At 60.6% G+C, this 22,248-nt stretch carries 20 protein-coding genes; 10 read left to right on the forward strand and 10 right to left on the reverse strand.

Features of this window, described 5'->3' with window-relative positions:
* Positions 1-54: 54 nt before the first annotated feature.
* The 6 genes from JQ848_RS13385 to JQ848_RS13410 form a co-directional block, all read right to left on the reverse strand.
* Positions 55-2,487, reverse strand: coding sequence for a TonB-dependent siderophore receptor (locus tag JQ848_RS13385; RefSeq protein ID WP_202210823.1), 2,433 nt, complete (start codon positions 2,485-2,487; stop codon positions 55-57).
* 102 nt (positions 2,488-2,589) lie between these two features.
* A complete protein-coding gene (locus tag JQ848_RS13390) occupies positions 2,590-3,567 on the reverse strand; it encodes a FecR family protein (protein WP_003446197.1) in 978 nt (325 codons plus the stop codon).
* Entirely contained in the window at positions 3,564-4,076 is a 513-nt protein-coding gene (locus tag JQ848_RS13395; protein ID WP_037001887.1) for a sigma-70 family RNA polymerase sigma factor, read from the reverse strand. The genes JQ848_RS13390 and JQ848_RS13395 overlap by 4 nt, the downstream gene beginning before the upstream one ends.
* 167 nt (positions 4,077-4,243) lie before the next feature.
* Positions 4,244-4,990, reverse strand: a complete 747-nt coding sequence (locus JQ848_RS13400) for an SDR family oxidoreductase (RefSeq protein WP_003446200.1) — start codon at positions 4,988-4,990, stop codon at positions 4,244-4,246.
* Between the two features lie 86 nt (positions 4,991-5,076).
* Positions 5,077-7,152 carry a putative bifunctional diguanylate cyclase/phosphodiesterase gene (locus tag JQ848_RS13405; RefSeq protein ID WP_003446202.1) on the reverse strand — a complete coding sequence of 692 codons (2,076 nt, stop codon included), beginning with the start codon at positions 7,150-7,152 and terminating at the stop codon, positions 5,077-5,079.
* 117 nt (positions 7,153-7,269) lie between these two features.
* Positions 7,270-8,163 (reverse strand): LysR family transcriptional regulator, encoded by an 894-nt coding sequence (locus tag JQ848_RS13410; protein WP_003446211.1) that lies wholly within the window; start codon positions 8,161-8,163, stop codon positions 7,270-7,272.
* Between the two features lie 163 nt (positions 8,164-8,326).
* Here JQ848_RS13410 and JQ848_RS13415 point away from each other — a divergent pair, with 163 nt between their 5' ends.
* From JQ848_RS13415 to JQ848_RS13440, 6 genes are all read left to right on the forward strand, one after another.
* Positions 8,327-9,868 carry an MFS transporter gene (locus JQ848_RS13415; RefSeq protein ID WP_202210824.1) on the forward strand — a complete coding sequence of 514 codons (1,542 nt, stop codon included), beginning with the start codon at positions 8,327-8,329 and terminating at the stop codon, positions 9,866-9,868.
* Between the two features lie 157 nt (positions 9,869-10,025).
* Positions 10,026-10,709 (forward strand): response regulator transcription factor, encoded by a 684-nt coding sequence (locus JQ848_RS13420; RefSeq protein ID WP_003446214.1) that lies wholly within the window; start codon positions 10,026-10,028, stop codon positions 10,707-10,709.
* On the forward strand, positions 10,687-12,075 hold the full coding sequence (locus JQ848_RS13425; protein WP_010656928.1) for a sensor histidine kinase: 1,389 nt from the start codon (positions 10,687-10,689) through the stop codon (positions 12,073-12,075). The genes JQ848_RS13420 and JQ848_RS13425 overlap by 23 nt, the downstream gene beginning before the upstream one ends.
* Positions 12,076-12,285: 210 nt before the next feature.
* On the forward strand, positions 12,286-13,092 hold the full coding sequence (locus tag JQ848_RS13430; RefSeq protein WP_003446218.1) for an ABC transporter substrate-binding protein: 807 nt from the start codon (positions 12,286-12,288) through the stop codon (positions 13,090-13,092).
* Positions 13,093-13,167: 75 nt separating this feature from the next.
* Entirely contained in the window at positions 13,168-13,896 is a 729-nt protein-coding gene (locus JQ848_RS13435; protein WP_003446219.1) for an amino acid ABC transporter permease, read from the forward strand.
* Positions 13,897-13,899: 3 nt separating this feature from the next.
* A complete protein-coding gene (locus tag JQ848_RS13440; RefSeq protein ID WP_003446221.1) occupies positions 13,900-14,583 on the forward strand; it encodes an amino acid ABC transporter permease in 684 nt (227 codons plus the stop codon).
* Between the two features lie 79 nt (positions 14,584-14,662).
* Here the strand turns inward: JQ848_RS13440 and JQ848_RS13445 are convergent, their stop codons facing one another.
* The 4 genes from JQ848_RS13445 to JQ848_RS13460 form a co-directional block, all read right to left on the reverse strand.
* Positions 14,663-14,998 (reverse strand): DUF3325 domain-containing protein, encoded by a 336-nt coding sequence (locus JQ848_RS13445; RefSeq protein ID WP_003446223.1) that lies wholly within the window; start codon positions 14,996-14,998, stop codon positions 14,663-14,665.
* Position 14,999: 1 nt separating this feature from the next.
* On the reverse strand, positions 15,000-16,538 hold the full coding sequence (locus JQ848_RS13450; protein WP_003446224.1) for a PepSY-associated TM helix domain-containing protein: 1,539 nt from the start codon (positions 16,536-16,538) through the stop codon (positions 15,000-15,002).
* Positions 16,535-16,825: a hypothetical protein gene (locus tag JQ848_RS13455; protein ID WP_003446231.1), complete on the reverse strand. Its 291-nt coding sequence runs from the start codon at positions 16,823-16,825 to the stop codon at positions 16,535-16,537. Before JQ848_RS13455 ends, JQ848_RS13450 begins: the two co-directional genes overlap by 4 nt.
* Before the next feature lie 119 nt (positions 16,826-16,944).
* On the reverse strand, positions 16,945-19,203 hold the full coding sequence (locus JQ848_RS13460; protein WP_003446233.1) for a FepA family TonB-dependent siderophore receptor: 2,259 nt from the start codon (positions 19,201-19,203) through the stop codon (positions 16,945-16,947).
* Between the two features lie 348 nt (positions 19,204-19,551).
* Here JQ848_RS13460 and JQ848_RS13465 point away from each other — a divergent pair, with 348 nt between their 5' ends.
* The 4 genes from JQ848_RS13465 to JQ848_RS13480 all read left to right on the forward strand — a co-directional run bounded on the left by JQ848_RS13465 (position 19,552) and on the right by JQ848_RS13480 (position 22,242).
* Entirely contained in the window at positions 19,552-19,893 is a 342-nt protein-coding gene (locus JQ848_RS13465) for an FKBP-type peptidyl-prolyl cis-trans isomerase (protein WP_003446235.1), read from the forward strand.
* 40 nt (positions 19,894-19,933) lie between these two features.
* Entirely contained in the window at positions 19,934-21,040 is a 1,107-nt protein-coding gene (locus JQ848_RS13470; RefSeq protein WP_160627856.1) for a DUF1615 domain-containing protein, read from the forward strand.
* Between the two features lie 126 nt (positions 21,041-21,166).
* Positions 21,167-21,568, forward strand: a complete 402-nt coding sequence (locus JQ848_RS13475) for an MbcA/ParS/Xre antitoxin family protein (RefSeq protein ID WP_003446239.1) — start codon at positions 21,167-21,169, stop codon at positions 21,566-21,568.
* A complete protein-coding gene (locus JQ848_RS13480) occupies positions 21,568-22,242 on the forward strand; it encodes an RES family NAD+ phosphorylase (protein ID WP_003446243.1) in 675 nt (224 codons plus the stop codon). The genes JQ848_RS13475 and JQ848_RS13480 overlap by 1 nt, the downstream gene beginning before the upstream one ends.
* Positions 22,243-22,248 lie beyond the last annotated feature (6 nt).

A 22,248-nucleotide genomic window follows, 5' to 3' on the forward strand; every position in this document is an offset into this window, starting at 1 on the left:
AAACCGGGGGGCAGATCAATCCTGCCCACCAAACAAACCCGTAAAGCCCCGGTATCACCAGTCGTATTTAACTTCCAGCGCCGCAGTCCGTTGCTGGCCGTAGTAACAGCCAAAGCTGTAATTACACGACGAGACGTACTCGCGGTCGAACAGGTTTTGCACATTGAGGCTGGTACTCACCCCTTTGAACCCCGGGTCCAGCGCCGCCAGGTCATAGCTGAGGGTGGCGTCGTAGATCACGAATGACGGGGTTTTGAAGGTGTTGTCCGAGTCACCGTAATTCTTCCCGGTGTAACGCGCACCGCCGCCCAGGGTCACCCCCTGCAGCAGGTTGCCGGTGAAGTGGTAATCGGTCCACACACTCGCCGCCCATGGCGCCTGGGCTTCGCTGCGGTTGCCCTGGTTGCCATAGTTGGACTTGCTGTAGAACACATCCAGGTAGGACAACGAGGCAATCAGGTCAATATTGTTGAAGCTGCTTTTGCCTTCCAGTTCGATCCCCCGCGAGCTGACTTCACCTTCCTGAATCTGATACTCCTGGTACTGCAAGTCACCGGTCAGCACGTTCTGCTGCTTGATCTGAAACACCGACGCCGTGAGCAAGGTGCTGTCGTCAGGCTGATACTTGACCCCCACTTCATACTGCTTGCCCAATTGCGGGATGAACGCCTTGCCCCCACGCTCCGGAGCTGCGGTCCCCACTGACGGCAGGAACGATTCGGTGTAGCTGATATAGGGTGCCAGCCCGAATGAGGTGACGTAGGTCAGCCCCACGCGCCCGGTAAACTTGTTATCGTTTTGCATCTCCCGGGAATCGGCCAGCAGGTCATTGTTATCGACTTTGGCCCAGTCATGGCGCCCGCCAATGGTCAGGATGAAGTTGTCGAACTTGATCTGATCCTGCACATAGAAGCCGGTTTGCTTGACCCTGTTATCCCACTTGGTGGTCAGGGTCGGCACCCCCGTGGTGCGGTAGTTGGTGGGGTTGTAGAGGTCGATGATTTCACTGCCCGACAGGTTGTAACCCTGATACTTGCGGGTGAAATCCCGGTAGTCCAGGCCCACCAGCAGGGTGTGCTGCAGGGGGCCGGTGGTGAAGTCGCTTTGCAGGTGGTTGTCGAAACTGTAGGAACTGTTTTGCTGGCGCCAGTCGAGCTTGGTGCGACTGGCGTGGGTGTCACTGATGCCCTCGGGGGTGGTGACAAAACGGTTGAGGTAAAAGCCTTTGTAGCGGTCGTTGACGTCTATATAGCTCAGGCTCTGGCGATAGGTCATGGCCTCATTGAAAGCGTGGGAAAACTGATAGCCAAGCACGTATTGATCACGCTTGTAGTCGTTCCATTTCGAGTCGCCCAGAAACGTATCACGATCAATCCTGTTGCCCTGGGAGTTGCGATACAGGCTGCCCACCGCCGGCAAGGCCTGATAGTCGGCCAGGGCGTCATCGCGCTGGATTTGCGCATACAGCGTCAGCTCGGTGTCGTCGTCGGGCATCCAGCTGAAGCTGGGCGCCAGCAACTGGCGTGAATCCTCGGTGTGGTCCACCTGTTCGCTGCCGGTATTGCCGACCCCGATCAACCGGTAACTGAGGGTTTTGGCCTCGTCCAGTGGCCCCGTGAAGTCAAACGCCAGGTTGTAGCGATCGAAACTGCCGGTGCCGACCTTGATCTGGTGCGCGGCTTCGGTACTCGGCCGCTTGGACACCATATTGATCATGCCTCCGGGCTGATTCTGCCCGTAGAGCACCGAGGACGGCCCTTTAAGAACTTCGATGCGCTCCAGGGTATAGGGGTCGATCTGTGGCGCGCCGCCCAGACTCCCGGCCGAAGGCAAATAAGCGCCATCGAGATAAAGCAGGGTCGGGGCAAAGCCGCGGCTGGTGATTTCATCGGCGATGGTGTTGCGGTCGGTGTAGCCATTGGTGCTCAGGCCCGGGGTGTAACGCAGGGCCTGGGTCAGATCGCGGGCGCCCTGGACCTGCACCTGATCCGCCGTCACCACGTTGATGGTCTGCGGGATCTCCAGAATCGGTGTATCGGTTTTAGTGGCCGTGGCCGATCGGGTGGCAACAAAACCGTCAACCGCTCCGCGAGCGTCCTCGGCGGTACGCCCCGATACTGTGGTTGCTCCAAGATTCAAGGTGCCCGTTGCCGCCAGCGGGTAAACGCTCAGGGCACCGCTCTGGGTCACGTTCAAACCCAGACCGCTGCCTGCCAGGGCACGCTCGGCGGCCTGCTGCGGGGTGAACATGCCCCGTACCGGGGCCGAGGTTTTCCCCTGCAACAAGGCAGGAGCTACCGACAGGGTCAGCTGGCTGTCACGGGCAATCCGGCTCAGTGTCACACCCAGCGGCGCCGCCGGCAGGTCAAAGGCACGCAGGGCGCTCTGTTCATTGGCCAGCGGCCCGGCCACCGCAGCCAAAGGGCAGGCAATGCTCAGGGTAATGGTCAGCGCCAGCAGGCAGGGTCTCAACGGGGCGTACGACATGGGGCATCCTTTCTCGTTGCAAGGTAGGCAGTTGTAACCTTGACCAACGAGCAGAGTTTTCCCCTCAGCTTATTTGTAAATAATTCCCATTCGGTGGAATTTTTACCCGCGCACATCAATCAGGGTCAACCAGGGCCCATAGCGCGTGACCTTGATCGGCAAGGTTTGCGCCAGAGTGCTCAAGGTCTGCGGTGTGTCGTCCAACGAGAAAACCCCGAACACCCGGACCCTGGCGGCTTCGGGACTGATACGCAGAACTCCGGCCTGATAAGGCCGCAGCGCCTCTACCAGAGTCGACAACGGCTCGTCATGCAGCTCGACCCGGCCTTCGAGCCAATCGGCCTGACTGCGTGCGGTCGAGGTTTGCGGGTCAATCTGGCTGGCGCTGAACGACACCGCCTGACCGGCATTGATGCGTCGCTGCAGACCATTGAGCGTATCCAGCTGCACGCTGTGCTGCTGGACACTGGCCAGGCTTTCGTCCGGCCCCTGGCGCACCATGAACCGCGTGCCCAGGGCCTGGACCTGGCCTTGGGCGGTCGCAACCACAAAGGGCCGCAGCGGGTCGGCGGCAACATCGACCTGCAACTCGCCTGCGCGTAATTGCACCCGCCGCTGCCCGGCGCTGAACTGGATATCCACGGCGCTGCGGGCGTTGAGTGTCAGGCGGCTGCCATCCGCCAGCTGTATGGTTTTACGCTCGCCGGTGGCGGTATGTTGATCGGCCATCAAGCCCCTCAGCGGGGTGACCCGGTCGACCACACTCGCGGCGCCCAACCCCAGCAGTAACAGCAACAGGCCGCCTTGCAGGGCTTTTTTGCCTGGGACCGTTGAACTGGCCAGCAGCGCCTTGCTCGCGGCATGCAACTGCCCGGGGTTACGCCGTTCAACAGACTGCAAATCCGCCAGCGGGTTTTTCAAGACCCCGGCCACCCGCTGCCAGGCAGCCATGTGCTCGGGTTTTTCCGCCAGCCAGGCTTTGAACACCTGACGTTCCGAAGGGCAGGCCTGCCCGGACTCAAGCCGCAGCATCCAGTCCACGGCGGCACGGGTGGCGGGATCAACTCTGACCTGGCTCATGGGCACTCCCGGGTTTGCGCCAGGCAATGGAAAAAGGCCCGGCGCAAATCGCGCTCAACGGTGGCCAGTGAAACCCCCAGCAGAGTGGCGATGGCCTGCTGCGGCATGGCTTCGAGGCGATTGAGCAAAAACGCCCGCCGCACCCGCGACGGCAAGCCTTCCAGCGCCTGATCAATCGCTTCGATCGCCTCGCGTACCAGCGCAATGTCTTCGGCTGAAGGGGCATAATTCTGGGGCAGGTCTGCAAGCTGCTCGAGATAGGATTGCTCCAGCTTGCGTCGACGCCATAGCGAGCACAGCAGCCGCCGGGCAACGGTACTCAGATAGGCTCTGGGCTGTTCAATGCGCTCGAGTTGCTGCGCATCGAAAGCCCGCACGAAGGTGTCCTGAGTCAGATCGGCAGCATCCTGCGGGCAGCGCACCTGTCGCGACAGCCAGCCGCGCAGCCACGCATGATTGTCGTGATAAAGACTCGCCAGCAGGGCTTTGGGATCCACAGGACTAGACACGATAGATAACCAGACTCAAATAGCAATAAGTCGCATTATCGATAGATCCCAGGGAAAAGCAACATGCATATCCAGGTAATACCGCCAGCCTTGCCAGCGATGCCATCGCGGGCAAGCCCGGCGCCCACAGAGGCCGGGCCTGTTGTTGGGTATCTAACGGGCCTGGATCAACGCCCGCCGCACAAATCGATAAAGGTACCGGTGGCGTAGGAAGCCTTGTCGCTGAGCAGCCAGATAATGGCTTCGGCGACTTCCTCGGGGCGTCCGCCACGGCCCATCGGGATGCTCGACTCCAGCTTGCTGACCCGCCCCGGGTCGCCGCTCAAGGCGTGGAACTCGGTAAAGATCAGGCCCGGGCGCACCGCGTTGACCCGGATCCCCTCGCCCGCCAGTTCTTTGGACAAGCCCAGCGTAAAGGTGTCCAGTGCGCCTTTTGAAGCGGCATAGTCCACGTACTCATTGGGCGAGCCCAGGCGTGCAGCCCCCGACGACACGTTGACGATATTGCCGCCCTGGCCGCCGTAACGCGGAGACATGCGCAGTACCGCATACCTGGAACACAGGATCGGCCCCAGCACATTGGTTCTCAGGGTGTGCAAAATACGCGATTCGGACATTTCGTCGACCCGGGACTTGAGGCCCACGGTGCCGGCATTGTTGACCAGCGCGGTGATCGGCCCGAGCTCTTCGTCAACCCGGGTAAACAGGCTGATGATCTCTTCTTCATTGCTGACATCGGCTTGCACCGCAATCGCCTTTGCCCCCAGCGCATGCACCCGGGCCAGCACTTCATGGGCGGCGGCGGCATCCGTCAGGTAGTTGATGCAAATCCGGTAGCCCTGCTGTGCTGCCAGGATCGCAGTTGCAGCGCCAATGCCGCGACTGCCGCCGGTGATCAAGATGACTTTGTCCATAAAAACGCTCTCCAGTTCGACGGTGCAAATGTGACCGGCAGAATAACCGCGAAAGCTTTGGTTTGTCAGGACGCTGGCGATTGGCCTTAACGCGACAGTTCGGCGCGATGGATATCCAGCATGAATTGCTCGGCCGGTAGCGGTTGCCCCAGCAGAAAACCTTGCAGGGCATCACAGCCCAGAGTGGTCAGGAAGCTTTGCTGGGTGTCGGTTTCAACCCCTTCAGCCACAATCCGCAACCCCAGTGCCTGGCCCAGAGCCACAATCGCCGAGACAATCGCGGCATCGTCGCTGTCATGCTCCAGGTCGCGGACAAACCCGCGGTCGATTTTCAGTTCATTGGCCGGCAGGCGCTTGAGATACATCAGGCTCGAATAGCCGGTGCCGAAGTCATCGATGGACAAATCCACCCCCATCTGCGACAGCTTTTGCAGCACGGTCATGCTCGCGTCCGCATCGCTCATGGCCGTGGTTTCGGTGATTTCCAGGGTCAGGCTGTTGGCCGGCAACCCGTGCTGCTCCAGCGACGCAACCACACTGTCGACCAGCCCCGAATAGCAAAACTGCAACGCCGACAGATTGACTGCAATGCGCCAGTGGCTATACCCCTGATCGAACCACATACGCATCTGGCGGCAGGCTTCATTGAGCACCCACTCGCCGATGGGAATGATCAACCCGGTTTTTTCCGCCAGTTCGATAAAGTGCTCGGGCAGCAACAGCCCCTGCTGCGGATGCTCCCAGCGCAACAAGGCTTCGGCCCCCACCGGCTGGCCGCTGGTGGCGTCAAACTTGGGCTGGTAGTGCAAGCGGAACTGGTTTTGCTCCACCGCCTGGCGCAAGTCCTGGAGCAGTTGCAGTTGTTTGCGGGCATTGGTGTTCATCGAGACATCGAAGAAGCTGTAACCGTTTTTGCCGGCGCCCTTGGCGTGGTACATCGCCGCGTCGGCGTTCATCAGCAGCTCTTCGGCGGTCTGCCCGTTGCCTGGATACAGGGCAATGCCGACACTCGCGGAGATCTGCAAATCATGCTCATCAACCCGGAACCCCTTTGACAGCAGGCTGACCTGCCGCGCGGCGACCTGGGGCGCATCGTCCGGTTCGCTCAAGCGCACCAGCAACACAAATTCATCGCCACCGATGCGCGCCAGGGTGTCCTGGCTGCGCAACTGTTCACGCAAGCGCAACGCCACTTCGCGCAGCAAACGGTCACCCAAATGGTGACCAAAAGCATCGTTAACCGGTTTGAAGCCGTCCAGATCGATAAACATCAACGAGAAGCATCCGCCCTGCTCCGCCACTTTGGCCATGGCCTGGCTGATGCGGTCGGCCAGCAGGGTGCGATTGGGCAGGCCGGTCAGGGTGTCATGCAGGGCCAGTTGGGTCAGTTCTTCATTGGCCAGGGTCAGGGAGTTCGCCAGGGCCGCAGTACTTGCATCCAGCCGGGCGTCAAAAACTGAAGTCAACAAGGCAATGACCAACACCGCCAGGCTGGTCACCAGCACCAGATTATCCAGGCCCTTGCCACTCAAACCGTCCACGGCCGCGCCGCAAAAACTGCCGACCGGGAAATTCGCCGCAGCCATGCCGGTGTAGTGCATGCCGACAATTGCCACGCCCATGATGATCGAAGCCCCGGCCCGCACCAGATGCACATAGGGGGTGTGCTTGCGCAGGCGGAACGCTATGGACAAGGCAGCGGCCGAGGCCCCTACCGCAATCACCAGGGACAGTCCCACCAGCGCCGGGTCGTAATCGATTCCCGGCTGCATGCGCAACGCCGCCATACCGCTGTAGTGCATGGCGCTGATGCCTGCCCCCATGACCAATGCGCCGAACAATAATTGCAGGGCCGGCAAGCGCGGCTGGCTGACCAGCCACAATGCAAAACCTGACGACAGAATGGCCACCAGCAACGACCACACCGTCAGCCCCAGGTCATAACCCAGCTCCAGCGGCAACTGCAGGGCGAGCATCCCGATAAAATGCATCGACCACACGCCAAAGCCCATTGCCAGCGCCCCGCCGCTCATCCACAGATACACGGTTCGGCCACGGGCCGTGGCGATTCGTCCGGCCAGATCCAGGGCGGTATACGACGCGAGTATTGCGACGCACAGGGAAATAAAAACCAGCGAAGGGGAGTAACTAGCAGAAACCATGGGCTTTCTCGTAAGCAGGTGCCGAACAGCATCCATGCCTGGTAAAAAGTGCGCGATTGTACTGGGTCTACAGGTAAACGCACCTATACCAAGCAGATATTCAGAAAGACCGGGTTGTTAGTTGGCAGCCGGCGTGAAGGTACGAAAATCATGTTTCACTTTGGCGATATAACGGGCCACCACCGGGGACTTTTCAAACCGGCGGTGAATCAGGGACAACCATGACGTTGCCGCGCAGCCCTCGATCGGCCGGTAAATCACATTGGGCAAACTGATATGCCCGACCACCGACTCCGGCACCACCGCCACCCCTTGCCCCAGCGACACCAGAGCAATCACCGCCACCAGGCCACCGGGCTGGGCGCCGAGCCTGGGGGCGTAGCCACCCTGGGCCGCAACCTGCAAAGTGCCGCTGATTTGTTCGGGCAGGATAAAGGTCTCGTTTTGCAGGTGTTGCGCGCTGATGCCTTTAAGACGCGTGAGCCATGAATCATCCGTCAGGGCCAGTACAAAACCCTCGGCATTCAGGCCAATCGCCTCCAGCTCCGGAGGCAAGGCCATGGGTGAACGCACGTAACCCAGGTCGAAGCGGCCTTCCACCACACTCAGCGGCAGGTCGGCCATCGGCGCTTCTTGCACATTGAGACTGACTTCGCTGCAGTCCCGGGAAAAAGCCTGCACCTGGCGTTGCAACACGCCGGAGTAAACCGCCGACGCAACGTAGCCCAATTCGATATGCCCCACTTCACCGCGCCCGGCCCGCCGGGCATTGCGCTGCGCCAGTTCGAACTGGCGCACTGTGGCGTCAGCCTCGGGCAGCAAGGCCTGGCCTGCTTCGGTCAGGCTGACCTGACGTTGCTGGCGAATAAACAGACGCACCCCCAGTGCATGCTCGAGGTCCTGGATTTGCCGGCTTAGGGTAGGCGGCGCAATCCCCAGCACTTGCGCGGCGCGGGTGAAGTTGCGCTGTCGGGCGACAGCCAGAAAATAGCGGAAATGACGTATATCCATACCAGCATTAGCTCAAAGGTAATGAAGTCAGGGTTAGCAGCTAACAGACTCTGCCATGCAGCGCGATAGTCTGTGGCCATCCCACACTAGAGAGAAGGGAACCTGCCCGTCAAACCAATTACCTGCAAAGCAATGTTGAGACCCATCATCCAGGAACTGCGCCATGAAAACTGTCAGCCCACGCCTGACCCTGCTGACTGCCAGCGGGGTGTGTTCGTTAATCGTGCTCGATACCAATATCGTCGCGGTCACCCTGCCCAGCATCGCCCGCGACCTTGGGGCCAACTTTGTCGATATCGAATGGGTGGTCAGCGCCTACATGTTGGCATTTGCGGCCCTGCTGCTGCCTGCCGGGAGCATTGCCGACCGCTTTGGCCGCAAGAAAACCCTGCTCTGGGGTTTAAGCATTTTCATCCTTGCCTCCATCGGTTGCGGCGCTGCCCCCAACAGCCTGTTGCTGGAGATCGCCAGGGCCGTCAAAGGGGTCGGCGCGGCTCTGTTGCTGACTTCAGCATTGGCCTCCATTGGCCACGCCTTTCATGACGAGGTCGAACGTGCCAAGGCCTGGGCGTTCTGGGGGGCGTGCATGGGCGTGGCGATGACGGCTGCACCGACCCTTGGCGGCCTGATCACCGAATCCCTGGGCTGGCGCTGGATTTTCTACCTCAACCTGCCCGTGGGCTTGCTGCTGATGCTGCTGGTCAGGCATGCCATTGCCGAGTCCCGGGATCCCCAGGCAGCCCGTCTCGACCCCTGGGGCAGCCTGGCCTTCAGCGCCAGTCTGCTGTGCCTGATCTGGGGCCTGATCGAAGCCAACCGCATTGGCTGGGACAGCCCGATGACCTATGCCCGCCTGAGTGCCGGAGCGTTATTGCTGGGCTTGTTCGTATGGGTCGAGGCGGTGCAACGGCGGCCCATGATTGACTTGAAACTGTTCCGTCACCCGCGCTTTATCGGTGCCCTGCTCGGGATGTTTGCCTACGCCGGTTGCGCACAAGTGATGATGACGCTGCTGCCGTTCTACCTGCAAAACGGCTTGGGCTTCAGCGCCGTCGCGTCGGGCCTGGGCATGTTGCCGTTTGCCCTGGCCATGCTGATCTGCCCGCGTATTGGTGCCCGCCTGGCCTCGCACGTCAGCCCGGCCAGCCTGATGGCGGCAGGCCTGACCCTGGTTGGCTGTGGCAACCTGCTCAGTGCCTGGGCGGTGGACCATGGTGGCTACTTGAGCTTTGCCCTGACCACTGCAGTGACCGGTGCCGGAGCCGGTTTGCTCAATGGCGACACACAGAAAAACATCATGGCCTGCGTACCCCGGGACCGGGTGGGCATGGCGTCCGGCATGAGTACCACCATGCGCTTCAGCGCCATCGTGCTGGCCATCGGTGTATTCGGTGCCTTGCTTGGCAGTCACACCGAGCAAAACCTGCAGGCCAGCCTCAGGCAGCAAGCGCGGCCGTGGCTTGAACAGAGCCACTTTATTGCCACAAGGGTGGTGGCGGGAGACATGCCGGGGGCCCTGAGCCAACTGCCAGAGGCAGCCCGCACACGCATTGAACCGCTGGCAACCCGGGCTTTTGTTTCCGGCTTCGGGGTGGTGCTATGGGTGGCCGGGATCCTGGCCTTGCTGGGCGCACTGCTGGTGGGGACGCTGATGCGCAAACCGATACCGCAGATGGCAACCGCGCGGCCGGCCCTGCAGGAATGACCCGGTCTGCAGGCGCGAGCTTTTTCAAGATCAAAAGATCGCGGGCATGCTCGCCCCTGCGGGGCTAACCTTTCGAACATGAAGAAATATTCAGAAACGTTTCAGCTTTTTGTGGGCAAAATGTGCTCACTGCACAAAAGGCCCATCAGGTGACGGTATGACCCGGATTTTGACCATCGAAGACGATGCCGTAACGGCAAAAGAGATCGTGGCTGAGTTGAGCAGCCACGGCCTGGAAGTAGACTGGGTAGCCAATGGCCGCGAAGGTCTGGTGCGCGCCGTGAGCGGCGACTACGACCTGATCACCCTCGACCGCATGCTGCCCGAGCTCGACGGGCTGGCGATTGTCACCACCCTGCGCACCATTGGCGTCAGCACCCCGATCCTGATGATCAGCGCCCTCTCCGACGTCGACGAGCGGGTTCGCGGCCTGCGCGCAGGTGGCGATGACTACCTCACCAAACCCTTTGCCAGTGACGAAATGGCCGCCAGGGTTGAAGTCTTGCTGCGCCGCAAAAGCCCGGCCGACAAACACGAAACTTCGCTGCGGGTCGCCGACCTCGAACTCAACCTGATCACCCGCGAAGCCAGCCGCGCCGAGCAACAACTGAGCCTGCTGCCCACCGAATACAAGCTGCTGGAATTCCTGATGCGCAACACCGGGCAAATCCTCTCGCGCATGATGATCTTCGAGGAAGTCTGGGGTTATCACTTCGACCCGGGCACCAACCTGATCGACGTCCATATCGGGCGCCTGCGCAAAAAAATCGACCCCCAGGGCCAGGTGCCTCTTATCCGCACCGTTCGAGGCTCGGGTTATGTCATTGCCGAACCCCTCTAAGGGCTGGCGTTCTTCCAGTAGCCGTCTGCTGGCGCTGTACAGTTTTCTGTTCGTGGCCTGGAGCTGCATCCTCATGGGGGTGCTGTACTACGAGGTTTCGGATTACCTGGGCAACCTGGCCAAACACTCGTTGATGCAGCGCCAGCACCTGTTTGCCCGTTTTCAGGGCGAGCAACTGGACGAAGCGCTCGCCACCAGCATGACGTTCGATATGCGTGCAGTTGATGCTTATGGACTGTTCAATGCGCAGCACCAGCCCCTCAGCGGTCCGATACAAAGCATCCCCGAAGGTCTGCCACTGGATGGTCGGATCCATGAACTGAGTACCTGCATCGACTCCGATGATCCGAACCTGCCGCAAGACAGCTGTGATGCCGTAGCCACGCAGACCCGCGACGGCCGCTGGCTGATACTGGTGCGCGATAACGGTTCGCTGTTTGCCGTGACCCGGATCATTTTGCATGCCCTGCTCTGGGGGCTGTCGCTGACCATCATTCCGGGCATTGCCGGCTGGCACTTGCTGCGCCGACGCCCGCTGCAACGCATCAGGGCGATTCAGGCCAGTGCCGAAGCGATTGTCGCCGGCGATCTGACCTGCCGCTTGCCGCTGTCCAACCGCCGCGATGAGCTGGACATGCTGGCCGCCATTGTCAACGCCATGCTCGACCGCCTCGAGCGGCTGATGCATGAGGTCAAAGGGGTATGCGACAACATCGCCCACGACCTGCGCACCCCGCTCACCCGTTTGCGGGCGCAGCTGTACCGGATCCGGCAGCAAGCCGTCGAAGGCTCTGCCCAGGCCTTGCAAATGGATGAAGTGATTGGCGAAACCGACACCCTGATGGCGCGTTTTCGCGGGTTGTTGCGCATCTCCGAACTGGAAGACCACCAGCGTCGTTCGGGCTTTGTGCAACTCGACCCGCGGCCTTTACTCCAGGAGGTGTACGACTTTTACCTGCCCCTGGCGGAGGAAGGCCAGGTCACCCTGACCCTGGATATGCCCGAAACCCTGCCCGGGCTGACGGGCGACCGGGCGTTGCTGTTTGAGGCGCTGGCCAATCTGTTGAGTAACTCGATCAAATTCACCCCGCCCGGCGGTGAAGTGATCCTGCGGGCGGTGAACGATGAAGGCAGTCCGCGCATCGAAGTGCTCGATACCGGGCCCGGCATACCGCAAGCGGAACGGGTGGCGGTGTTCCAGCGTTTTTACCGCAGCGATGACAAACACGGCGGGTTTGGCCTGGGTCTGTCCATCGTCGCGGCCATCGTCAACCTGCACGGTTTCAGCCTCGATGTCGGCGACCGCGAGGGCGGCGGTGCGAAACTGACGCTGCACTGCCGGCAAAGCCTGATCAAAGTGGGCTGAGCCGCCCACCACCACCCCCTGTAGGAGCGAGCTTGCCTCGCGAGCTTTTAGCGATCCGCAATACAACGCAAAAAGCTCGCGAGGCAAGCTCGCTCCTACAAGGGCGCATATACCCAAAGAGAATAACCAAATAGTTTTATATTCTTTTTTAAACTCTAAATTTCCTGCAAGACTCTCGTCATAAGCATTCCAACTCATGATGAGAACGAAATGAAAAAACTCACTGCCCTCACCGCTCTGACCCTGGCTGTTTTGTCGGGGCTGGCCCACGCCGATCGTCTGGATGACATCAAAAAGTCTGGCGTGCTGCGCGTAGCTTCCTTTGACAGCAACCCGCCATTTGGTTTTGTCGATGCCAAAAGCAAGCAGATCGAAGGCCTGGACGTGGACTACGCCAAGGCCATCGCCGACAAACTCGGGGTAAAACTGCAGTTGCAGCCAACCAACCCGGCCAACCGCGTACCGCTGCTGGTCGCCAACAAGGTCGACCTGGTACTGGCCAACTTCACCATTACCCCGGAGCGCGCCGAACAGGTGAACTTCAGCATTCCCTACTTCGCCTCAGGCCAGCAGTTCATCGTCAAGAAAGGCACGCTCACATCCCCACAGGAGCTGAACCAGTGGCGCGTGGGCGTGGACAAGGGCACGGTCAACGAAGGTGTACTGCGCGAGAAATTCCCCGGCGCCAAGGTGGTGGCCTATGACGATACGCCGTTTGCCTTCACTGCCCTGCGCAACGGCAACGTGCAGGCCATTACCCAGGACGGTCCGAAGCTGATCGGGCTGCTGGCCAATGTGCCGGACAAAGACAAGTACGAAGTGCCGCCGTTCACCATATCCAATGACTTGATCGGTGTCGGTATTCCAAAAGGCGAAGAGCGCCTGACCGAAGTGGTCAACCAGACCCTCACCGACCTCGAAGCCCAGGGCAAGGCCCAGGGCATCTATGACACCTGGTTCGGTCCGACCACCAAGACTCCGCTGACCCGTCTGTACAAGATTGGCGACAAGAGCTGATCAGACTTCGCAGCGCCTTCAAGCCCGTCACGGTCAACCGGACGGGTTTTGTTCGTTTCTGGATGGACCCTGTTTATGTTTGGTGAACTGCTTGGCCCGAAATACCTGCACTGGTTGTTCGATGGTTTTGTACTGACCCTGATCCTCTCGCTCCTGACCTGCCTGGTCGCCACCGGGCTGGGTTTTCTGCTGTGCCTGGCACGCATCTCGCCGTCCCGTCTGTGGTCGTGGCCGGCACGGGCCTACCTGGCCCTGTTTCGCAATACACCGCTGCTGGTGCAGCTGTTTTTCTGGTACTTCGGGGTCACTGCGATGCTCCCCGAGGGGCTGGTGATATGGCTCAATCAGCCGCGCAGCCTGGCATTGGGCCTGTTTGACATTGAATGGCCGTCCTTTGAATTCATTGCCGGGTTCTGGGGCCTGATGCTCTACACCGCCGCCTTTATTGCAGAAGAGTTCCGCGCTGGCGTCAGCTCGGTGCGGCTCGAACAGCGGGCGGCCGGTCTGGCCCTGGGCTTCACCCCGGCCCAGGTGTGGCGCTATATCGTGTTTCCCCAGGCAGTACGCACGGCCTTGGGACCGCTGCTGGGGCAATACATGAATGCGCTGAAAAACTCTTCGCTGACCATGGCCATCGGCCTGGCCGAACTGTCCTACGCCTCACGCCAGGTCGAGACTGAGACCTTCAAGACGTTCCAGGCCTTTGGTTTCGCGACCCTGCTGTATGTGGCCAGCATTGCGCTGATCGAGGTGATCGGCCAAGGGCTGGCCCGCAGCAAGTGGTACAAACAGGGAGTGTTGTAGGCCATGGACTTTTCGGTAATTGGCGACAATCTGTCGTACTTTCTGCTCGGCGCCTACCCCGACGGCCCACTGGGCGGCGCGGCACTCACACTGCTATTGAGCCTGCTGTCGGGGCTGATCTCGGCGGTGCTGGGGCTGGTGTTGGGTATCGCCCTGGTATTGATTGACGGCAAGGTGCGCTGGCTGCTGCTCGGTGTGCTCGGGTTTTTGCGGGCGATCCCGGTGGTCATGCTGATTTTCTGGAGCTACTTCCTGCTGCCCATCCTGTTCAAGGTTGACGTGCCAGCCCTGGCCACCGTGGTGTGTGCCCTGTCGTTGATCGGCGGCGCTTATCTGGCGCATTCGGTACATGCCGGCATCAGCAGCCTGCCCCCCGGGCAATGGGCGGCGGGCAAAGCGCTGGGGCTGAGCACCTGGCAAGTCCTGCGCCTGATCATCCTGCCCCAGGCCTTGCCGATGATGCTGCCCTCTTTCCTCAACCAGTGGATCACCCTGATCAAGGACACGTCGCTGGCGTATGTAATCGGCGTGGGCGAGTTGTCGTTCGTCGCCACCCAGGTGAGCAATCGGGTGATGGTGCATCCCACAGAAATCTTCCTGTTTGTGGGGCTGCTGTACTTCGTGTTTTGCAGCAGTCTGGACCTGATTGCCAACCGCTGGGTCAAGCCCGGAGCCAAGACCCGCTAACCCTGTAGGAGCGAGCTTGCCTCGCGAGCTCTTCGTTGGCCGCTCAAAGGCTCGCGAGGCAAGCTCGCTCCTACCAGGGTCAGGTCAGGGTGCTGATCACTGCCCACACCGGGGCAAATCCCAGGGGTAACCACACCGCCAGCCGCGGCCGGTATGGCAACAGCATCAGCAACCCGAAACCACTCAACGAGAGCATGCCGAACCAGCCGACAGGCCCCATGGCCCAGCCCCAGGCTTGCGCGCAAAAGTACAGGCTCAGCCCCAGGCTCAACCAGCCGGCCCCACGCAAGCCATGGCGCAATCCGGCCGGGGGCAGTTTGTGCCACAGCTGCTTGTAGTGGCGTTCAAGGCCCTGACAGAGCGCGAGCATGCCCAGGTAGGCGAATGCCCATCCAGCAAAAAAATCAGCCAGCATTTCAATTCACCTCGGCCATGACTGCAGTCTTTTTACGCGGCACCCGCTCCACCACCGGTTGCGAAACTTTCCAGCACGCCCACAACAGCATCGCCCCCAGCGCCATGGCCGTCAGTTCGACCCCCATGCGGCTGGGCAACGCCCATGGCCGGTCTACCGTCAAGACACTCAATAACGGCAAGCCCAGGCACATCAACCCGGCCAGCCCCAACTGCTCGCGCCAGGCCTGCATGCGCGGTCTGAGCAAGGCATGCACCAGACTCAAGGCCCATACCCCGAAGAACACGTTCAGCTCTGCATCTGCCCGCTCCTTGAGCCCCACCGGCAACAGGTGATTACCCCACAGCAAGCTGACGCAGGCCAGGCTCAAACCGGCCATGACCGTGACGTTGATGGCCTCCACCAGGCGATAGAACACCTGCCCGGCCCGGCTTTCACTGGCGTATTTACGTCGCCGTTTGACGGTGAACAACACCAGGCCGCTGGCGATCATGGCGCTGCTGATGAGCCCGCAAATGAAGTACAGCCAGCGCATCGGGTAGCCGCCAAACTGGGCGAAATGCAGGCCGGAAATCACCCGATGGGTAAGCACCGTCGCACGCATTTCGGTCGGCCCGGACAGTTGCTCACCGGTGACGCCATCAAAGCGCATGCCCTGGCCCTTGGTCAGGGCAATCCGGTTACCCAGAATCGGCCGGATCTGGATCTGGGCATTGCTCTGCCCGGGGTTGCTGATGTTTACCCCGCTCAATGGGCCCATTACCTCACGGGCCTTGGCCAGCAATGGCCCGATTGCCACCAGCGGCGCTGGCCCGGCCACTTGTGGGCGCTGGATCTCAAGGGCCGCTGGCGCAGAGTCCTGAGCCTTGAAAAAAGCTTCACGGTTGCCATCGAACAGCGCGTCCATGGCCGCAGGCATGTAAATCACCAGGAAAATCGCCAGTCCGCTGTAGGTGATCATCAAGTGGAACGGCAACAGCAGTACGGCGCTGGCGTTGTGGGCGTCGAGCCACGAACGCTGGCCCTTGGCCGGGCGGAAGGTGAAGAACTCCTTGAAGAATTTTTTATGAATCACGATCCCGCTGACCAGCGCCGCCAGCATGCCCATCGCCAGAGCGCCCACCAGGTAGATGCCGAGCATGCGCGGCATATGCAACGTGAAGTGGAACAGGAAGAAAAAACGACCACCCACCGTTTCGCGCACCGGCAAGACCTCGCCGGTCACCGGATCAAGGGTCACCGAAACTCCGTCCCGGCGCCCGCCCGTGGAGGCCTGCAACTGTGCAGAACGTTCGTAGGGCAAGCTGATGCCCCACTGTTTGGCGTCGGGCTTGTGGGCGCGCAAGTAATTCAGTGCGGTGTCCACCGCCTGCTCATTGCTCAGGTGGTGGGCGGGTAATTCGGGGTGCATCCAGTTGTCGATTTCCTGATCGAACACCGCGAGGCTGCCGGTCAGGAAGATTACGAACAATAACCAGCCGACCACCAGGCCGCCCCAGGTGTGCAGCCAGGCCATGGATTGGGTCAGAGTCTGCTTCATCCCAGGCGCTCCAGCAGTTGTGGCCAGAAACCGATAGCGCCCAGAGGGACCGCCAGTACGGCGCCCATCCAGGCCGACCATTGCTGGCGGGCAGCAAACGCCCAGAGGATGGCAAAGGTGTAAATCACAAACGACAGCAGGCTGGCGACGACCATCGAGTCCACGTTATCCAGCGGCAACAGGCGCGCCAGTGCCGCAGTAAAGGCATAGGTAAAGACGTAGCCGCCGACCAGTGCCGCCAGCGTACGAGACAGGATCGGCACCCAGGCCGACGTTGTGATGTTCATGTTTTAATCCTTGATCGAACCCCGGGTTTTCACCGGCACCAGATGCGACAACGGCGCGGCACCCGCGTGGGTGTCGCGCCTGTTAATGCCTGCTCGTGCCGAACAGGCCCGGGTTGTTATCAGAACGAACTGGTCACCGAGGCGAAGTAGGCACGGCCTGCCTCGTTGTAGGTTTGTGCGCCGGCTTCGTCAGCGTTGCCCTTGCGGTACAACTGCTTGTCGAACAGGTTGTTGATGCCCACCCGCACGCTGAAGTTTTTGTTGAATTCATAGCCGCTGCTCAACCCCACCAGACCATAGGGATCAACCGGTTGCTGGACCGACTTGTCCAGTTGTTCGTTGGCCCGGTTGTTGCGCTTGGGCGCTTCCTGTTTGCCGTAGTAAGTACCGCTGACCTGGAACGACAGTGCTTCGGTGGCGTACCAGTCCAGTGTGGTGTTGAGCGTGTACTTGGGGATGATGCTCAGCGGGTCGCCGGTTTCCTTGTCCTTGCTTTCGATCATGTAGGTCAGGTTGGTGTTCCAGTCCAGATCCTCGCGCAAGTTGACGAACAGATTGCCTTCGACCCCCTGAACGATGGCCTTGCCACTGTTTTCCCATTGCAGCACGCGACGCCCGTTGGGCAGGCGGAACGCCGACTCGTTGCTGGCGTTGATCTTGTTCTGGTAGTCGTTACGGAAATAGGTCGCGCTGGTACGCCAGGTACCTTTGTCGAACGCCAGGCCGATTTCTTTGTTGATGCTGATTTCCGGCTTCAGGTCCGGGTTGCCCACCAGGTAGCAGCCACCGATGTTGGCCTCGACCACGCTGCAACCGTTACCCCGGCTGTACAGCAGGTAGTTGGGGTTGGACTGGTACAGGTTCGGGGTTTTGTAAGCCCGGGCGATACCGCCCTTGATGCTCAGCTCGTCAGTGATCTGGTGCGAGGCGTTCAGGCTCGGGCTCCAGTTGCCGCCAAACTCATTGTGGTGATCGAAACGTACGCCCGGGGTGACGATGGTTTTGGCGCCGACTTCAATGTTGTCCTCGACGTAGAACGCGTAGCTGTTGGCGGTGGTTTTGGTCTGGCTACGGTCCTGGCCGGGAATCGCAGCATCGCCGTTGGCACCCGGGTCCCAGCTTTGCGGACGCAACGAGCCCGGATCATTCAGTGACTCGTACAGGTATTCGCCACCCACCGTCAGGACCTGGGCGGTGCCCATGGTCAGCGGCAAGTTCACTTCGCCGGTGGCGCGGGTATTGCGCAGGCGCGATTCGAACCGGCCGGCGCTCTCTGAAGGAGCGCCTTCACCATAACCGGCCAGGCCTTCGTTAAGGCGCGCGTTACGGGTCAGGTCGTGGCTCAGCGAAGCGGTGGTTGAGCCCCAGTCAAACGAGCCATTGTGGGTCGCCGAAAAGGTACTGCGCTGCAGCACGCTGGTTTCTTTGCCGGTGAGGCTGTTAACGAAGTCGCCACCGCTGTTGAGCATGGTGTCACCGGCAAAAATATTGCCCTGACGGCTGTAGCTGGCTTCCAGGTCCAGGCTTTGTTCCGGAGTGAACTGCCAGCTGAGCAAGCCGTTGACGTCCTTGTTGCGCACACCTTCGCGCCCCGCTACCACGCTGTCAGGCGAGGCCTGCGCGGCCGTATTGATGCCCGGATCATCGGCGTCGGTCTTGTTCACGCCGCCGTATACGCGGAACACCAGATCATCGGTGATCGGGCCGCTGAGGTTGAAGTTGGTACGCTTGCTGATGCCTTCGGAGTCGTCTTCAGGTGACAGGTAGTAGGCCGTGAGTGAGCCGCTGAGCTTATCGGACGGGCGCTTGGTAATGATGTTGACCACCCCGCCCATGGCCCCGGAACCGTAGCGGGCAGCTGCCGGGCCACGCAGGATTTCAATGCGTTCGACTTCTTCGGCCGGTACCCAGTTGGTTTCGCCCCGGGTGTCACGGTCGCCGCTCCAGCCGTAGCGCTGGGCGTTGCGCGAAGAAGACGGCTTGCCGTCAATCAGGATCAGGGTGTTCTCCGGGCCCATGCCGCGCAGGTCGATCTGGCGGTTGTTGCCGCGACTGCCGCTGGAGCTGTTACCGGTGAGGTTGACCCCGGGCTCTCGGCGGATGATGTCGGAGAGGTCGTTGGCCGGAGGACGCTTTTTGATGTCCTCTGCGGTAATGATCGAGACGCCTGGCGCCTGCTTCAGCTCTTGTGCAGCGGTACCCAGTACCCGGGTTTCCTCCAGTTGCACTGCTTGCCGGGTGCCATCGACCGGCAGGTCGCTGGCTTGCACCGGGACCTCATCGCGATCACGCTCCAGCGCGTCGGCGAGCAAGGTTGGCGAAGCAAGTGCGGCGACTATAGCCAGAGAAAATTGACTGCGTTTGAATCGAGACGACATGTCCAGTTGATCCCTTAACAATGGAGTGTGCTCAGCAGGCCAAAGGCTGGGATCGCGTGTGAACGGTCCGGATGGACCCGTGCTCGATTAGCGCTCCCCGGCACTGCCAGGATCGCAATGATAAACAATCTCATTTAAGAGTAAAGCGCATTTGATAGTGATACTCGTTATAAAGTTCCCTTGGGCCTTTGTTTTAGAGCCTTTGGCGGACAAAAAATATTAAATCGATTGCCGGATCCGTACCCTCTACAGGGCCAACAGTGCTCATTGCAGCGCCAAGAACATCACGGGCAAGCTCGCTTGGGCAGGGTAAACTGTTGCCCCTCTTCACTTTTTGAGTCCCGCATCATGGCTGACGAACTAAAGATCAATGACCTGGTACTGGGCGATGGCAAAGCCGTGGTCAAGGGCGCCTTGATCACCACCCAGTACACTGGCTGGCTCGAAAATGGCACAGTGTTCGACTCATCGTTCGAACGCGGCAAACCGTTCCAGTGCGTGATTGGCACTGGACGGGTAATCAAAGGCTGGGACATCGGTCTGATGGGCATGCAGGTCGGCGGTACGCGTACCCTGCAGGTTCCGGCACACCTGGCCTATGGTGAAAGAAGCATGGGCGCACACATCACGCCGAACTCGAACCTCAGGTTCGAGATCCAGTTGCTGGAAGTTCTGACCCGGGACGATTAAGTACTTTGCGCCGGGCCATTTTTTGAGGAGTCAAACCCTGTTGAACCGAGTCTTCCTGCAGTTTTTGCTGCTTGCTCCATTAGCCGTGCTTGCCGGTTGCAGCAGCCAGGGCACTCAATCATTACCCGACCGGTCCCCGGAGCAGGTGCGGGCCAGGGTCGTGCAGTTGCTGCCGGCCAGCATTGCCGATCGCCAGGGCTGGGCCACTGATATCCAGGCCGCCTTTGCTGCGCAGGGCCTGGCCCCCAGTGATGAAAACCTGTGTTCGGTACTGGCCGTGGCCGAGCAGGAATCCAACTTCCAGGCCGACCCGCCGGTGCCGGGGCTGGCGAAAATCGCCCGCACTGAAATCAATCGCCGCGCCAGCAAATTGCATATCCCCGAATTTGTGGTGCGCAGCGCGCTGAACATCAGCTCGGCAAATGGCAAAACCTACAACCAGCGCCTCGACGCAGCCCGGACCGAGGGTCAACTGAGCGCCATTTTTGACGACTTCATCGGCATGGTGCCGCTGGGTAAAAGCCTGTTCGGCAATCTGAACCCGGTGCATACCGGCGGCCCGATGCAGGTCAGTATCGCCTTCGCACAAAAACAGGCGCGGGATTATCCGTACCCGGTTGCAGGCTCAATCCGCCAGGAAGTCTTCACCCGCCGCGGCGGTATGTATTTCGGTATTGCCCACTTGCTGGGTTATCCGGTGGACTACACGCAATCGCTGTACCGCTTTGCCGACTTTAATGCCGGCTGGTACGCCAGCCGCAATGCAGCCTTTCAAAATGCCGTGAGCCAGCTCTCCGGCATACCTCTGGCCCTGGACGGTGACCTGACCGTTCCCGGGTCCTATGCCCTGGGTTCTACCGAGCGGGCGGCGCGCGCACTGGGCAAGCAGCTCGACCTCAGTGACAACGCCATCAGAAACCAGCTGTTAAAAGGCGACCGCCTTGAATTTGACCAGACCGATCTGTACCGCAAGGTGTTCGCCATGGCCGACCGCCAACAGGGCAAACCCCTGCCCCGCGCCGTACTGCCGGGCATTACCCTGCAAAGTCCGAAAATTACCCGCACCCTGACGACTGCCTGGTTTGCCAAACGGGTGGACGAGCGGCGCCAGCGCTGCATGAACCGGGCAAGCGCCTTGAAATCCTGAAGGGCCACGGGAGCCTTGTCGCAGCCTGCAGCAGCAAGCCCCCAGACTTATTCGCTTGCGAACATAATGATTGAAAAAGTTCATATGCGGAGTAAGGTAAGTATGACCTTATCCTAGGAGAGCGCCATGGGTCTCGCCGCCAGAAACACCGAACCCGACATCACCACCGGTGATGCCGGCCGCGTCGCCCTGACCTTTTTCTTCAATCTCATGGAGCATTGGGGTTGCAGCAAAGAGCAGCAATGCACGTTGCTGGGGGCGATTGGCAACACCACCTATTTCAAATACAAAAAGCTGCCCAACGTGCGCTTGCCCCACGACACCCTGGAGCGTATTTCGTATCTCATGGGGGTGCACAAAGCGTTGCGCATCCTGTTCAGCAACCAGCCTGAGCGCGCCTACGAATGGGTGCACAAACCCAATGCCGCGGCGCCGTTCAATGGCCTCACGGCCCTGAGCTACATGCTCGGCGGTCAGGTTGTCGACCTGGCTGACGTACGCCGCTACCTCGACGGGGTGCGCGGCTGATGCCCGGGGTTTTGCCCGACTGGGACAAAGCCTGGCGCCTGATCAACAGTGCGTTCCCGCCGATCTCGGTGTTTGAAGACACCCTCGACCCGGCAGACCTCGAACTCGCCTATGCCCTGGAAGGGCTGACCAATGACCGCCTGCGCGATGAAGCCGGCCTGCTCGCCCGGGTCAGGCCTGAAGACCGGCTGTCTGGCCAGGGCTCAACCCCGGTGATGGCGGCCTTTACCCATATCGGCCGGGCCAGCCGTTTTACCGATGGCAGCTACGGGGTGTATTACTGCGCCAGCAGCCTTGAAGCGGCGATCGCCGAGACCTGCTTTCATCAGGAGCAATTCTGGCGAGCCACCCGGGAAGCCAGTATTGAAATCACCCTGCGCACCTATATCAACAAGGTGTGCCGGCCAATGCTCGACGTACGCGCAGAACCCTCCCTACATCAGCCCTCTCCCGCCACTTACGGCATCCCCCAGGCCTTTGCCCGGCCACTACGGGAAGAAGGGGCATGGGGCTTGCTGTACAACAGCGTGCGCCTCGAAGGCCACGAATGCGTGGCCGCGTTTCGCCCGCCGGCACTGACGTTGCCGGTGCAGGGGCCGCATTTTCGTTATGTGTGGGATGACAAGAAGCAGGCAATCGCCTGGGTATTGCAGGTCAGCGAGGTGGTGTTTTAAACCGCC

Source organism: Pseudomonas paraversuta (assembly GCF_904067025.1).
Classification (GTDB): Bacteria; Pseudomonadota; Gammaproteobacteria; order Pseudomonadales; family Pseudomonadaceae; genus Aquipseudomonas; species Aquipseudomonas paraversuta.